Source organism: Kluyvera sp. (assembly GCF_047971185.1).
Classification (GTDB): Bacteria; Pseudomonadota; Gammaproteobacteria; order Enterobacterales; family Enterobacteriaceae; genus Kluyvera.
Genome location: NZ_JBKDZH010000125.1, coordinates 1 through 13,711, shown reverse-complemented (window position 1 = coordinate 13,711; position 13,711 = coordinate 1). Strand labels below are relative to the sequence as shown.

Annotated in this window: 13 protein-coding genes and 1 pseudogene; 10 read left to right on the top strand and 4 right to left on the bottom strand. The window is 56.9% G+C overall.

The annotated features are described in order from the left end of the window. On the bottom strand, positions 1-270 hold a 270-nt coding region (locus tag ACK5JN_RS23725; RefSeq protein ID WP_416872387.1), incomplete at its 3' end, for an MFS transporter. Between the two features lie 109 nt (positions 271-379). Between ACK5JN_RS23725 and ACK5JN_RS23720 the strand changes: the two genes are divergently transcribed. After that, the gene (locus ACK5JN_RS23720) at positions 380-1,315 is read left to right on the top strand and encodes a LysR family transcriptional regulator (protein WP_416872386.1); all 936 of its coding nucleotides are present in this window, start codon (positions 380-382) and stop codon (positions 1,313-1,315) included. A gap of 66 nt (positions 1,316-1,381) precedes the next feature. On the opposite strand, the gene rne is transcribed toward ACK5JN_RS23720, so the two are convergent. Further along, positions 1,382-4,585 (bottom strand): ribonuclease E, encoded by a 3,204-nt coding sequence (rne, locus tag ACK5JN_RS23715; RefSeq protein WP_416872385.1) that lies wholly within the window; start codon positions 4,583-4,585, stop codon positions 1,382-1,384. Between the two features lie 655 nt (positions 4,586-5,240). Between rne and rluC the strand changes: the two genes are divergently transcribed. Next, a complete protein-coding gene (gene rluC, locus ACK5JN_RS23710; RefSeq protein ID WP_416872384.1) occupies positions 5,241-6,194 on the top strand; it encodes a 23S rRNA pseudouridine(955/2504/2580) synthase RluC in 954 nt (317 codons plus the stop codon). A gap of 46 nt (positions 6,195-6,240) precedes the next feature. Here the strand turns inward: rluC and ACK5JN_RS23705 are convergent, their stop codons facing one another. Both ACK5JN_RS23705 and ACK5JN_RS23700 read right to left on the bottom strand, forming a co-directional pair. Then, positions 6,241-7,365, bottom strand: coding sequence for a dienelactone hydrolase family protein (locus tag ACK5JN_RS23705; RefSeq protein ID WP_416872389.1), 1,125 nt, complete (start codon positions 7,363-7,365; stop codon positions 6,241-6,243). Between the two features lie 191 nt (positions 7,366-7,556). After that, positions 7,557-8,141, bottom strand: coding sequence for a Maf family protein (locus ACK5JN_RS23700; protein ID WP_416872383.1), 585 nt, complete (start codon positions 8,139-8,141; stop codon positions 7,557-7,559). Between the two features lie 142 nt (positions 8,142-8,283). On the opposite strand from ACK5JN_RS23700, the gene yceD reads away from it, so the two are divergent. From yceD to ACK5JN_RS23660, 8 genes and pseudogenes are all read left to right on the top strand, one after another. Next, positions 8,284-8,805, top strand: a complete 522-nt coding sequence (yceD, locus tag ACK5JN_RS23695) for a 23S rRNA accumulation protein YceD (RefSeq protein WP_416872382.1) — start codon at positions 8,284-8,286, stop codon at positions 8,803-8,805. A 16-nt stretch (positions 8,806-8,821) separates the two neighbouring features. After that, a complete protein-coding gene (gene rpmF / locus ACK5JN_RS23690) occupies positions 8,822-8,995 on the top strand; it encodes a 50S ribosomal protein L32 (protein WP_064549135.1) in 174 nt (57 codons plus the stop codon). Between the two features lie 203 nt (positions 8,996-9,198). Further along, on the top strand, positions 9,199-10,257 hold the full coding sequence (gene plsX / locus ACK5JN_RS23685) for a phosphate acyltransferase PlsX (protein WP_416872381.1): 1,059 nt from the start codon (positions 9,199-9,201) through the stop codon (positions 10,255-10,257). Positions 10,258-10,317: 60 nt separating this feature from the next. Beyond that, positions 10,318-11,259 (top strand): beta-ketoacyl-ACP synthase III, encoded by a 942-nt coding sequence (locus ACK5JN_RS23680; RefSeq protein ID WP_416872388.1) that lies wholly within the window; start codon positions 10,318-10,320, stop codon positions 11,257-11,259. Positions 11,260-11,276: 17 nt separating this feature from the next. After that, positions 11,277-12,206 (top strand): ACP S-malonyltransferase, encoded by a 930-nt coding sequence (gene fabD, locus ACK5JN_RS23675; protein WP_416872380.1) that lies wholly within the window; start codon positions 11,277-11,279, stop codon positions 12,204-12,206. An 11-nt stretch (positions 12,207-12,217) separates the two neighbouring features. Next, positions 12,218-12,952, top strand: a complete 735-nt coding sequence (gene fabG, locus ACK5JN_RS23670) for a 3-oxoacyl-ACP reductase FabG (protein WP_416872379.1) — start codon at positions 12,218-12,220, stop codon at positions 12,950-12,952. 209 nt (positions 12,953-13,161) lie between these two features. Then, positions 13,162-13,398 (top strand): acyl carrier protein, encoded by a 237-nt coding sequence (gene acpP / locus ACK5JN_RS23665; RefSeq protein WP_416872378.1) that lies wholly within the window; start codon positions 13,162-13,164, stop codon positions 13,396-13,398. Positions 13,399-13,487: 89 nt separating this feature from the next. Beyond that, positions 13,488-13,711: pseudogene (locus ACK5JN_RS23660) on the top strand (beta-ketoacyl synthase N-terminal-like domain-containing protein); the annotation flags it as partial.

Here is a 13,711-nt window from a genome sequence, read left to right as displayed (position 1 = left end):
TACCGCCAGCGTCAGGCCTTTCAGCAGGATTAATGTGCGGCGGTCGTAGCGATCGCCCAGCGGCAGCAGGAACAGAATGCCCAGCGCGTAGCCAGCCTGGGTGAGGGTGGGAATCAGCCCCATTCCTTCCACGCTCAGGTTAAGGGTGGCGCCCATCAGCGGCAGCAGCGGCTGCGCATAATAGATGGCGGCAACGCTGAACCCAGCGCCGAGCGCCAGGACAAAAATCAGCAGGCCCGAGGCCTGGGAAGAAAGCGTGTTGGTATTCATGGTGTCATCCTCAACGGTGTATGCCGTGCATTTTCCGCTTCCTCTTGCTGGTGCGGTAGCCGCTGCGGTGGTAAAACAGTTATACGTTTGGCGTATAGACATCAGGAAAATGAAAAGAACAGAGCGTATAGATCGCGTGGAGCTGATGCGCACGTTTATTCGCATCGTGGAGTCGGGCTCGCTATCGGCCGCCGCCCGCCAGCTTGAGACCACTCAGGCGACCATCAGCCGCCGCCTGCAATCGCTGGAAGCGATGCTGGGCGCTAAGCTGCTGCTGCGTTCAACCCACGCCATGAAGCTGACCGACGACGGCGAGCGCTGTTATCAACATGCGCGTCAGGTGGTGGATTGCTGGCTGGCGCTGGAAGATGCGTTGCAGTTGACCGACGAGCAGCCGGTAGGAACCTTGCGCGTACGCGCCCCGCACGCGTTCGGCCAGCAGCAGCTGCTGATGCCGCTGGTGGGATTTCTGGCCCGTTATCCGCAGCTTTCCGTGGAGTGGATGCTGCACGACAGGGCGGTGGACTTTATCAGCGATAACGTTGACTGCGCGATTCGCGTCGGCGCGGAAGTGGACCCGGCGACGGTGTCGGTGCTGCTGGCGGAGGTGCCTCGCTGCATCGTCGCTTCACCGCAGGTACTGGCGGGCTACCCGCCGGTGACCGCGCCGGAGCATCTTTCCACTCTGCCGTGGATTGCGATCAGCACCTTCTATCAGCATGAGGTGGTGCTGCATCATGCGGAGAGTGACCAGAGCGTTAACGTCAATATTGCCGCGCGGCTGAGCACCGATAGCCTGTATGTGGCGAAGAACGCCGCGCTGGCGAACGTCGGGGCGGCGGTGGTGTCGAGCTGGACGGTGGAGGAGGAGCTGGCAAACGGGACGCTGGTGGAACTGCTACCGGCGTGGCAGGCGACGCCGCTGCCGGTGCATCTGGTGTATCCGTGGGCGCGTTATTATCCCACGCGGCTGCGCAAGTTTCTCGATCTGATGCGTGAGGTGATGCCGAAAATAGCCGGGATGCGGCAGCCGGAGCAGGGGTGACCGCCGCCGATCGTCAGGCAAAAAAAATCGGCCACCAGGGCCGATTTTTTATTTCACGCGAGCGGTTTATTCAACCGACTGCGGGCGGGTGGGTTCAGCGGTGGCGGTGTGCGAAGCACTGTGACCACCGGCGGAACCTTTACCGTCGAAGTTGAAGGACGGGCGAACCCAGTCGCTGTGGCGCGGCGCTTCCGGTACGTAGTCCGGTGCCGGGGCACGGGTCATCGGCGCAGAGGCGCGGCTAGCCGCAGCCGGTTTAGCCGCTGGCTCGACAACCGCTGGTTTTTCAACGACTGGCGCTGCGACAACCGGCGCTTCCTCTGCTGGCGCTTCAACCACCGGCGCTTCTACCGCTGGCGCGGCAACAACAGGTTCTTCGACGACGGCGTCTTCAACCACCGGCTCTTCAGCGACGGGCGCGGTCTCAACCACCGGCGCTTCGGCTTTCGCTTCGTCTTCAATCGCCGGTGCTTCAGCGGTAGTCACTTCTTCAGCAACGGTCTCTTCAACCACGGCCGCTGGCGCGTCTTCCACAACCGGTACTGGCGCTTCTTCCTGCACTGGCGCGGCTTCTTCGGCAACGACAGCCGGCTCAGCCACGGCAGCCGGGGTGACGGTTTCAGTCGCTTCAACCGCGGCTTCAACCACCGCAGGCTCAGCAACCACAGCCTGCTCGGCGGCTGGTGCTACCGCTGGCTGTTCAATCACTTCCTGCTCAACCGGCGCTTCCGCCTGGGCTACCGGGTAGCTGATCCACACTTTACCAGAAGCCAGTTCCGGCGATGCACAGGCCACGGCCAGCGGCATCGGCGACTGGGTCGGGTAACGCTCGTCACGGTAACGACGACGACGCTGACCGCTTACGCGCAGATGACGCGGGGAACGACGGGAGCGACGCGGCATGCCGTTGTTATCACGACCTTCCGCATTCTCTTCTTGCTCGCTCTGTACCGGCGCATCAACGACGGCCGGCAGGTCAACTTTCGCCAGCGCGGTACGCGGTGCTTCCTGCTGCGGTTCATCCACAATCAGTTCACGAGCGGCAGTTTGCTCTGGGGTTTCGATACGCACTTTCTGTGCCAGCTGACGCGGTTTGCGGCGCGGCATCGTCTGTACACGTTCTTCCTGTGCGGCTTCCGGCGCGACGGCGGCCTGTTCTTCACGAACCTGCGGCTTCGCTTCCTGCTGCTGACGTTTTTCGTCGCTGCGGCGGCGGTTACGTTCACGGCGAGACTGCTGCTGCTCGTCGCGGGATTTGGCTTTTTCAGCGTCATCCACGGCGTTCAGCTGGCGGTTCTCGCGGCCTTCAGACTGCTGCGGCTTCTCGCGACGGTTACGACGGTTCTCGTCGCGACCTTCACGCGGCTCGCGGCCTTCGGCGTTGTCGTTACGCTCATTACGATCGCTGCGGTCATTACGACGGTCGCTGCGCTCGTTGCGATCGCGACGGTTGTTCTGACGCGGCTTGCGGCGTTCCTGCTGACGCTCAGGTTTCGCTTCCTGTTGCTCAGGCTTCGCTTCAACCGGCTTCTCCGGCGTACCAGCAAACAGGCTCTTCAGCGCGGCAAAGAAACGAGAGAGCAGGCCCGGGGCGGCGGGTGCAGCGGCAGCTGTCGGCTGAGGCGCGGCCGGCGCGGCTTTTTCCGCGGTAGGCTCAGGCACTTCCGGCATCACGAAGGTGGCCAGCGCCGGCTGCTCTGGCAGCTTACGCTCAACAAACTCTTCTTCAACCGGCAGGGCCATCGCTTCTTCGTGCAGCTTCGGCAGCAGGTAGCTCAGGGTGGTGGTTTCTTCACCCTTACGTACGCGCAGCACGGAGTAGTGCGGCGTTTCCATCTCGTCGTTCGGCACGATGATGCAGCGAACGCCGCCCTGACGAGCTTCGATAGCGCTGACCGCTGCACGTTTTTCGTTCAGCAGGTAAGAGGCGATCGGCACCGGGACGATGGCGTGGACTTCTTTGGTGTTCTCTTTCAGCGCTTCTTCTTCAATCAGACGCAGAATGGAGAGCGACAGCGATTCGTTGTCACGCACGGTGCCGGTACCGGAGCAGCGCGGGCAGACGTGGTGGCTGGATTCGCCGAGCGACGGGCTCAGGCGCTGACGAGACATCTCCAGCAGGCCGAAGCGGGAAATATGGCTGATCTGGATACGCGCACGGTCCTGACGGACGGCTTCGCGCAGACGGTTTTCCACCGCACGCTGGTGGCGTACCGGGGTCATATCGATAAAGTCGATGACGATCAGACCACCGAGGTCGCGCAGACGCAGCTGGCGAGCAATTTCATCAGCGGCTTCAAGGTTGGTGTTGAACGCGGTCTCTTCGATGTCGCCGCCGCGGGTTGCACGCGCGGAGTTGATGTCGATGGCGGTCAGCGCTTCGGTGCTGTCGATAACGATAGAACCGCCGGACGGCAGGCGCACTTCACGCTGGAAGGCGGACTCGATCTGCGATTCAATCTGATAGTGGCTGAACAGCGGAATTTCACCGGTGTACAGTTTGATTTTGCTGCTGAAATCCGGACGACCCAGCGCGGCGATGTGCTGACGCGCCATCTCCATTACTTTCGGGTTGTCGATCAGGATTTCGCCGATGTCCTGGCGCAGATAGTCGCGGAAGGCGCGAACAATCACGTTGCTTTCCTGGTGAATCAGGAACGGGGCAGGGCGGCTTTCAGCGGCTTTCTGGATAGCTTCCCAGTGCTTCAGGCGGAAGCTTAAGTCCCACTGCAGCGCTTCGGCGGATTTGCCGACGCCCGCGGTGCGTACGATTAAGCCCATGCCGTCCGGCAGCTCGAGGCTGGCCAGCGCTTCTTTCAGTTCGGTGCGATCGTCGCCTTCGATGCGACGAGAGATACCGCCCGCGCGCGGGTTGTTCGGCATCAGCACCAGGTAGCTGCCCGCCAGGCTGATAAAGGTGGTCAGCGCCGCGCCTTTGTTGCCGCGCTCTTCTTTATCGATCTGGACGATAACTTCCTGGCCTTCACGCAGCACATCTTTGATGTTAGGACGACCGTGAGAGCTGTAGTTGGCTGGGAAATATTCGCGAGCGATTTCTTTGAGGGGGAGGAAACCGTGACGCTCGGCGCCGTAATCAACAAATGCGGCTTCGAGACTCGGTTCAATACGGGTAATTTTGCCTTTGTAGATGTTCGCTTTTTTCTGTTCGTGTCCCGGGCTTTCAATATCCAGGTCGTACAGACGCTGCCCATCAACGAGGGCGACACGCAACTCTTCCTGCTGAGTTGCGTTGATTAACATTCTTTTCATCGTAACTTACTCATTATTCTTACATTGACGACTAAGCTGCGAGCAGAGTGTTGCCTTTCCGGGGTAAACCGATGGCCTCGTGACTATTCACGTCGCCAACCTCACGGTTGTCGCTCGCTTAAGAGGCGCAGAGTGTCGGTAGCCTGTGTTTCAAACGGAAACACAGCGCAATTATTTGGGGAACAGCCTGGGATAACTCTCCAGAGAAGATTCCATTTATACTCGTCATCTTTCAGAAGGTAGAGATTTGCACGGATGTTTCCCGTTGCGTTATTTTTCTGCCATCTAAAATTCGTACAGTATATGTACCGGTAAGGACTGCAACTCGCAGCCCGCTAACTGTCTGAGGGATCAATACGTCTTACGCCATTGCTGCGTGGATGATCGAACAGACAAAACTGGTCATTCCGTTTTATCCTTGTTATTCCAGGTTCTCACGGAAAACAGCTTCATTATTCCTTGGTAACCCGGTTATAGCAAGATGACTTTCACCTTTTATCACCCGGTTACTCACAGTTTCTTCACTTGTCCGCTGAGATTGTTCTAATAACAAACAGCTCGCGGGGAAAAGCAGCAGCGGTAAACGGGACATGATAAATATAAGCATAGAAAAATGAGTGGCGCTAATGAGCCGGGATATTTAGAATCGCGCACCATGAAAACTGAGACTCCGACCGTAAAAATGGTTGCCATCAGCGCTGACGAAGCCGGGCAACGAATCGACAACTTTTTGCGCACCCAGCTGAAGGGCGTGCCGAAGAGCATGATTTATCGCATCTTGCGTAAGGGCGAGGTGCGGGTGAATAAAAAGCGCATCAAGCCGGAATACAAGCTGGAAGCCGGTGATGAGGTGCGCATCCCGCCGGTGCGCGTGGCCGAACGTGAAGAAGACGCGGTATCGCCGCATCTGCAAAAAGTGGCCGCGCTCAGCGATGTGATCCTGTACGAAGACGACCACATCCTCGTGCTGAATAAACCTTCCGGTACCGCGGTGCACGGCGGCAGCGGCTTAAGCTTTGGGGTGATTGAAGGGCTGCGCGCCCTGCGCCCGGAAGCGCGCTTCCTCGAGCTGGTTCACCGTCTCGACCGTGATACCTCCGGCGTGCTGCTGGTGGCGAAGAAGCGCTCGGCGCTGCGTTCGCTGCATGAGCAGCTGCGCGAGAAGGGGATGCAGAAAGATTATCTGGCGCTGGTGCGCGGGCAGTGGCAGTCGCACGTGAAGGCGGTGCAGGCGCCGCTGCTGAAAAATATTCTGCAAAGCGGCGAGCGCATTGTTCGCGTCAGCCAGGAAGGCAAGCCGTCGGAAACGCGGTTTAAGGTGGAAGAGCGCTACGCCGTCGCCACCCTGGTACGCTGTAGCCCGGTCACCGGCCGTACGCACCAGATTCGTGTCCACACGCTGCATGCGGGCCACCCGATCGCTTTTGACGATCGCTATGGCGACCGCGAGTTTGACAAGCAGCTGGCGGGCACCGGGCTGAATCGCCTGTTCCTGCACGCGGCGGCGCTGAAGTTCACCCATCCGGGAACGGGAGAGGTGATGCGCGTGGAAGCGCCGCTGGACGACCAGCTCAAGCGCTGCCTACAGGTGCTGCGTAATCAGAAGTAAATAAAAAACGGGCCTGTGGGTCCGTTTTTTTATCTCTGCCTGGCGATTAGGGCTTCAGCCATTTATCCAGCCACGGGAACACCTCGTCCTGCTGCTGCTGATAAAACACGTGTCCCAGCTCGGGCCAGCTTTTGGTCACCAGCTTATCGTCGGCGTTCTGCGAGGCCCACACTTTATGAACCTTCGCGAAGGCATCGCTCACCGCGTTTGCCGGGAACAGCTTGTCCTGGCCACCGCTGAAGATTAGCATCGGTTTCGGTGCGGCAATGCTGGCGATATCGGGGATATCCATTTTCGCCGGCATGCCCGGGTGCAGCATATAAAACGCCGACTGGCCGCGCAGCACGTTGTTGCCCGGCGTCATCAGGCCGTCATAGGTGCCAAACCACGAGATCACCGCCGTGGCGGCCACCTTCTCCGAGAGCGCCGCCAGCTGCCAGGCGCGGAAACCGCCCATTGAGAAGCCGAGCACGCCGATACGCTGGCTATCCACGCCTTTCTGCGAGGCGATGAAATCGACGGTGCGCATATCTTCATAGGCCACTTCTCCTGCCAGCGAGCGGCCGAGGTTAAAGTAGTTGCTGGCCAGCGCCTGCTGCTGCTCGTACACCATCGGGCCGCGATCGCCCCAGCCGGGGCTGTCAATGGCGATCACCACGTAGCCGCGCTTTGCCAGCTCGTCGCCAATAAAACGCCCGGTGAAGAACTTATCGGCCCACGCCTGGGCGCTGGCGAGCTGTTCGGCATTGCCCCACGGGCGAATCATTTTCTCTTTGCCGATATCAAACTTTGAGCCGTGATCGTGCAGCAGGACGATGGCCGGATGCGGACCGGGCGTTTTCGGCGTCAGCATCAGCGCGGAGATGCGGTTATCGTCGGTAATGTTGAGCGCGAGCTTTTCCGCGGTGTAGCTGCCGCGATCTTCGCTGGCGATCTTTTGCGCGTCAAAAGGCCTGGTGGAGTCGGGCGTTAATAGCGACTGGCGGAATTCCTGCCGGGCGTGCTGCTGCCAGCCTTTAAAATCAGAATAGTGCCCGGAAAGCCAGGAATCTGGGTACTGCATCTGGCTTTTCATCTGCTGCCAGCTGGCGGGAAGATTTCCCTCGACGATGCCCTGCTGTTGCCAATCATCAGTCGCATTGACCTGCGCTGCGGTCAGCATCGCCAGCATAAATAACAATTTAGATTTGACACGCATCCTTACTCCTTAAATTAAAACAATGTTTCAATGTGGAGATTGGATTGTAGTGATGATGAAAAAATAAACTGTGATCGTGGGTGGGATTTCCCGGCGTCGCTGCGCTCGGCCGGGCTACCTATTCCGAATGTAGCCCGGCCGAGCGCAGCGACACCGGGAATGCATTAATCAGCCAGCGGGTTAACGTTCTCGCGACGTAGCATCTTACACAGCGCAATCAGCGGTAAACCGACCAGCGTATTCGGGTCGCGCCCTTCCAGACGGTCAAAGAGGGTGATGCCTAACCCTTCGCTTTTAAAGCTACCGGCGCAATTAAGCGGGCTCTCTTTAGTTATATAAACGTCTATTTCTTGTTCGCTCAAATGGCGAAAATGGACATCAAACGGCTCACATTCCGTTTGTAACTGACCATTAACAGAATTATACAGCGCCAGCCCGGTATAAAAGGTCACCACATTGGCGCTGGCTTTTTTTAATTGCCGCCGCGCATTTTCTTCGGTGTGCGGTTTGCCGGTTATTTCGCCATCCAGCAGGCAGACCTGATCTGAGCCAATAATCAGATGGTGGGGGAAGCGTTCGGCCAGCGCCTGCGCCTTAAGCTGCGCCAGACGGAGCACCAGGCTGCGCGGGGTTTCGCCCGGCAGCGGCATCTCGTCCACCTCCGGGGCGGCGCACTGAAACGGCACGCCAAGCTTCTCGAGCAGCTGTTTGCGATAGGGGGAGGTGGAGGCAAGAATCAAATCAGGCATAATTTTTTAAATAGACGGTAGCGAATTGGATTCCGACATTTTAAACTATAGGCCGCAATGTGTGCGAATTATTGGCAAAAGGCAACCTGAGGCTGCCTTTTTCTTTGACTCTATGACGTTACAAAGTTAATATGCGCGCCCTATGCAAAAGGTAAAATTACCCCTGACTCTCGATCCGGTTCGTACGGCTCAAAAACGCCTTGATTACCAGGGTATCTATACCCCCGATCAGGCGGAGCGCGTCGCCGCGTCCGTAGTCAGTGTGGACAGTGATGTAGAATGCGAGATGACCTTCGCTATCGATAACCAACGCCTTGCGGTTTTAACCGGCGATGCGAAGGTGACGGTATCGCTGGAATGTCAGCGTTGCGGGAAACCGTTTACTCATCATGTCTACACAAAGTATTGTTTCAGCCCGGTCAAGAATGACGATCAGGTTGAGGCACTCCCGGAAGCGTATGAGCCGATTGAGGTTAACGAATTCGGTGAAATCGATCTGCTGGCGTTGGTTGAAGATGAAATCATCCTCTCCTTGCCGGTAGTTCCGGTGCATGATTCTGAACACTGTGAAGTGTCCGAGGCGGACATGGTCTTTGGCGAACTGCCTGAAGAGGCGAAGAAACCAAACCCATTTGCCGTATTAGCCAGCTTAAAGCAAAAGTAATTGAGGAGTAAGGTCCATGGCCGTACAACAGAATAAACCAACCCGTTCCAAACGTGGCATGCGTCGTTCCCATGACGCGCTGACCGCAGTCACCAGCCTGTCTGTAGACAAAACTTCTGGTGAACAACACCTGCGTCACCACATCACTGCCGACGGTTACTACCGTGGTCGTAAGGTAATCGCTAAGTAATCACGCGATACTCAAAGTATTTCGCGTTACAGGAAGGCGGCAAGCGAGAGAATCCCCTGAGCATAGATAACTATGCGATTGGGGTGAACGAACGCAGCCAACGCCCCTGTAGCGTGAAAGACGAAGAGTATAAGCGTGATGAAGCTTAGTGAGGAATTTCCCCGTTAACGCGGGGAAACACCAAACCGAGCGGCGACGATACCTTGACACGTCTAACCCTGGCGTTAGATGTCATGGGGGGCGATTTTGGCCCTTCCGTGACGGTGCCTGCAGCTTTGCAGGCACTGAGTTCTAATCCACAACTCTCACTCCTATTAGTCGGTAATCCCGACGACATTACGCCATTACTTGCCAGAGCTGACTTCGAACAACGTTCGCGTTTGCAGATAATCCCTGCCCAGTCGGTTATTGCCAGTGATGAGCGGCCATCGCACGCTATCCGCCACAGTCGCGGTAGCTCAATGCGCGTGGCGCTGGAAGCGGTGAAAGAAGGGCGGGCCGAAGCCTGCGTTAGCGCCGGGAATACCGGGGCGCTGATGGGGCTGGCAAAATTGCTGCTCAAACCCATTCAGGGGATTGAGCGCCCGGCGCTGGTGACGGTGTTACCGCACCAGCAGAAGGGCAAGACGGTGGTGCTGGATCTCGGTGCCAACGTCGATTGTGACAGTACCATGCTGGTGCAGTTTGCCGTCATGGGGTCGGTGATGGCCGAGGAAGTGCTGGGGATTACCAACCCGCGCGTCGCCTTGCTCAACATCGGCGAAGAAGAGATTAAGGGGCACGATAGTATTCGTGACGCCTCATTAGTGTTAAAAACAATCTCTTCTCTGAATTATATCGGCTATCTTGAAGCCAATGAGCTGTTAACAGGCAAAACCGACGTGCTGGTTTGCGATGGCTTTACAGGTAACGTCACCTTAAAGACGATGGAAGGGGTGGTACGCATGTTCCTTTCGCTGCTGAAATCGCAGAGCGAAGGGAAAAAACGGTCGTGGTGGCTGATTTTATTAAAGCGTTGGTTACAAAAAAGCCTGACAAGGCGATTCAGTCACCTCAACCCCGACCAGTATAATGGCGCCTGTCTGTTAGGATTGCGCGGCACGGTGATTAAGAGCCATGGCGCTGCTAATCAGCGAGCCTTTGCAATCGCCATTGAACAGGCAGTGCAGGCGGTGCAGCGACAAGTTCCTCAGCGAATTGCCGCTCGCCTGGAATCCGTATACCCCGCAGGGTTTGATAAACCGGAAGCTGGCAAGCAGTAAGGTGAGTCAAACTGGGCGGCTATATTAGCGAAAAGTGACTGAGCGTACATGTAGACGAAGATTATTGGTACCGGTAGCTATCTGCCTGAGCAAGTGCGGACTAACGCCGATCTGGAAAAAATGGTTGATACCTCTGACGAGTGGATTGTCACCCGAACAGGTATCCGTGAGCGCCGTATTGCTGGCCCTGATGAAAACGTGTCAACGCTGGGTTACGAAGCGGCTAAACGCGCGCTGGAGATGGCGGGCATCGAAGCCAGCGAGCTGGGCCTGATCGTCGTGGCGACCACTTCTGCCACCCATGCCTTCCCGAGCGCAGCCTGCCAGATTCAGGACATGCTGGGCGTGAAAGGTGCCCCGGCGTTTGATATCGCCGCGGCGTGCGCGGGCTTTACCTATGCCCTGAGCGTGGCCGATCAGTACGTGAAGTCCGGCGCGGTGAAATACGCGCTGGTGGTCGGGGCGGATACGCTGGCTCGTACCTGCGATCCGACCGATCGCGGCACGATCATTATCTTTGGCGACGGCGCGGGTGCCGTGGTGCTGGGTGCTTCTGAAGAGCCGGGCATCATCTCTACCCATCTGCACGCCGACGGCAGCTACGGTAAGCTGCTGGCGCTGCCGAACGCCGATCGCGTGAATCCGGACAACTCGATTTACCTGACGATGGCCGGTAACGAAGTCTTTAAAGTCGCGGTGACCGAACTGGCGCACATCGTTGATGAAACGCTGGAAGCTAACCACCTCGACCGCTCTGAACTGGATTGGCTGGTGCCGCACCAGGCGAACTTACGTATTATCAGCGCGACGGCGAAGAAGCTCGGCATGTCCATGGACAACGTCGTGGTGACCCTTGACCGTCACGGCAACACCTCGGCCGCTTCCGTGCCGTGCGCCTTTGACGAAGCCGTCCGCGACGGCCGTATTAAGCGCGGTCAGCTGGTGCTGCTGGAAGCCTTCGGCGGTGGTTTCACCTGGGGCTCGGCGCTGGTTCGTTTCTAAGTATAAGGATAAAAAACATGACGCAATTCGCTTTCGTGTTCCCGGGGCAGGGTTCACAGGCCGTAGGCATGCTGTCTGAACTGGCAGCAACCTATCCGGTTATCGAAGAAACTTTTCATGAAGCTTCTGCCGCTCTGGGCTACGATTTATGGGCGCTGACCCAGCAGGGGCCGGCGGAAGAGCTGAACAAAACCTGGCAGACGCAGCCTGCGCTGCTGACCGCTTCCGTGGCGCTGTACCGTTTGTGGCAGCAGCAGGGCGGTAAAGCACCGGCGCTGATGGCTGGCCACAGCCTGGGTGAATATTCCGCGCTGGTGTGCGCGGGCGTGGTCGCCTTTGCTGACGCGGTACGTCTGGTTGAGATGCGCGGCAAATTCATGCAGGAAGCCGTACCGGAAGGCACCGGCGGCATGTCAGCGATTATCGGTCTGGACGATGCGGCTATCGCTAAAGCGTGTGAAGCGTCTGCTGAAGGGCAGGTGGTTTCTCCGGTAAACTTCAACTCGCCGGGCCAGGTGGTTATCGCGGGGCATAAAGAAGCCGTAGAACGCGCAGGCGCTGCCTGTAAAGCCGCTGGCGCTAAGCGTGCGCTGCCGCTGCCGGTCAGCGTGCCTTCCCACTGCGCGCTGATGAAACCTGCGGCGGAGAAACTGGCCGTTGAGCTGCAAAAAATCACCTTTAACGCGCCGACCGTTCCGGTCGTGAACAACGTCGACGTGAAGTGCGAAACCGACGGCGACGCGATCCGCGACGCGCTGGTTCGCCAGCTGTACAGCCCGGTTCAGTGGACCAAAACCGTTGAGTTTATGGCTTCCCAGGGCGTAGAGCATCTGTATGAAGTTGGCCCGGGTAAAGTCCTCACCGGTCTGACCAAACGTATTGTAGATACCCTGACGGCATCGGCTATCAATGAGCCGGCTGCGCTGTCAGCGGCACTTGCGCAATAAAAGAGGAAAGCATGAGCTTTGAAGGAAAAATTGCCCTGGTAACGGGTGCAAGCCGCGGTATTGGCCGCGCAATCGCTGAAACTCTCGTCGCTCGCGGCGCAAAAGTTATCGGCACTGCGACCAGCGAAAGCGGCGCGCAGGCGATTAGCGACTATCTGGGTGCGAACGGTAAAGGTCTGATGTTGAATGTGACCGACCCGGCATCTATTGAATCTGTTCTGGGAAATATCCGCGCTGAGTTTGGCGAAGTAGACATTCTGGTCAATAATGCCGGGATTACTCGTGATAACCTGTTAATGCGCATGAAAGATGACGAGTGGAACGATATCCTCGAAACCAACCTGTCATCTGTTTTCCGTCTGTCAAAAGCGGTAATGCGCGCTATGATGAAAAAGCGTCATGGGCGTATCATCACTATCGGTTCTGTGGTTGGTACCATGGGAAATGCGGGTCAGGCTAACTACGCTGCGGCGAAAGCGGGTCTGATCGGCTTCAGTAAATCACTGGCGCGTGAAGTTGCGTCACGCGGTATTACTGTGAACGTTGTTGCTCAGGGTTTTATTGAAACGGACATGACGCGTGCGCTGACCGATGAGCAGCGTGCGGGTACACTGGCGGCAGTTCCTGCGGGGCGCCTCGGCTCTCCAAATGAAATCGCCAGTGCGGTTGCATTTTTGGCCTCCGACGAAGCAAGTTACATCACTGGTGAAACGTTGCACGTAAACGGCGGGATGTACATGGTCTGATCGTGTTTTGCACAAAGTGCTCAGACAACGGGCAATCTACGTATGTCTGAGCATGATTAGTGCAAAATCATTTGCGTTATGAGGGCAAAAACCCGCAAAATAGCGTAAAATCGTGGTATGACCTGCCGGGATTTAGTTGCAAATTTTTCAACATTTTATACACTACGAAAACCATCGCGAAAGCGAGTTTTGATAGGAAATTTAAGAGTATGAGCACTATCGAAGAACGCGTTAAGAAAATCATCGGCGAACAGCTGGGCGTTAAGCAGGAAGAAGTGACCAACACTGCTTCCTTCGTTGAAGACCTGGGCGCAGATTCTCTGGACACCGTTGAGCTGGTAATGGCTCTGGAAGAAGAGTTTGATACTGAGATTCCGGACGAAGAAGCTGAGAAAATCACCACCGTTCAGGCTGCCATTGATTACATCAACGGTCACCAGGCGTAAGTGAACATCTCCAGGCGGTCATTCGACCGCCTGAGTTTTATCTTTTTTGTCCCACGAATCCCTTTTTTATCCCTCCCTGGAGGACAAACGTGTCTAAGCGTCGTGTAGTTGTGACCGGAATGGGCATGTTGTATCGTGTCGGCAATACAGTAGAGTCTAGCTGAAATGCTCTCCTTGACGGTCAGATTGTCATAATCCTGATCGACAATTTCGATACTATCGACAATGAAACGAAATTTGCTGGCATAGTAAAGGATTGTAACTGTGACTACATCATCTATCGCAAAGAACAACGAAAGATGGATTCCTTCAT

What these genes read in the sequence shown, in the direction of transcription:
- ACK5JN_RS23700 (WP_416872383.1), bottom strand. Translation starts at nt 8,141, where the DNA reads ATGCCTGATTTGATTCTTGCCTCCACCTCCCCCTATCGCAAACAGCTG.
- rluC (WP_416872384.1), top strand. Translation starts at nt 5,241, where the DNA reads ATGAAAACTGAGACTCCGACCGTAAAAATGGTTGCCATCAGCGCTGAC.
- rne (WP_416872385.1), bottom strand. Translation starts at nt 4,585, where the DNA reads ATGAAAAGAATGTTAATCAACGCAACTCAGCAGGAAGAGTTGCGTGTC.
- yceD (WP_416872382.1), top strand. Translation starts at nt 8,284, where the DNA reads ATGCAAAAGGTAAAATTACCCCTGACTCTCGATCCGGTTCGTACGGCT.
- fabG (WP_416872379.1), top strand. Translation starts at nt 12,218, where the DNA reads ATGAGCTTTGAAGGAAAAATTGCCCTGGTAACGGGTGCAAGCCGCGGT.
- ACK5JN_RS23705 (WP_416872389.1), bottom strand. Translation starts at nt 7,365, where the DNA reads ATGCTGGCGATGCTGACCGCAGCGCAGGTCAATGCGACTGATGATTGG.
- ACK5JN_RS23720 (WP_416872386.1), top strand. Translation starts at nt 380, where the DNA reads ATGAAAAGAACAGAGCGTATAGATCGCGTGGAGCTGATGCGCACGTTT.
- acpP (WP_416872378.1), top strand. Translation starts at nt 13,162, where the DNA reads ATGAGCACTATCGAAGAACGCGTTAAGAAAATCATCGGCGAACAGCTG.
- fabD (WP_416872380.1), top strand. Translation starts at nt 11,277, where the DNA reads ATGACGCAATTCGCTTTCGTGTTCCCGGGGCAGGGTTCACAGGCCGTA.
- rpmF (WP_064549135.1), top strand. Translation starts at nt 8,822, where the DNA reads ATGGCCGTACAACAGAATAAACCAACCCGTTCCAAACGTGGCATGCGT.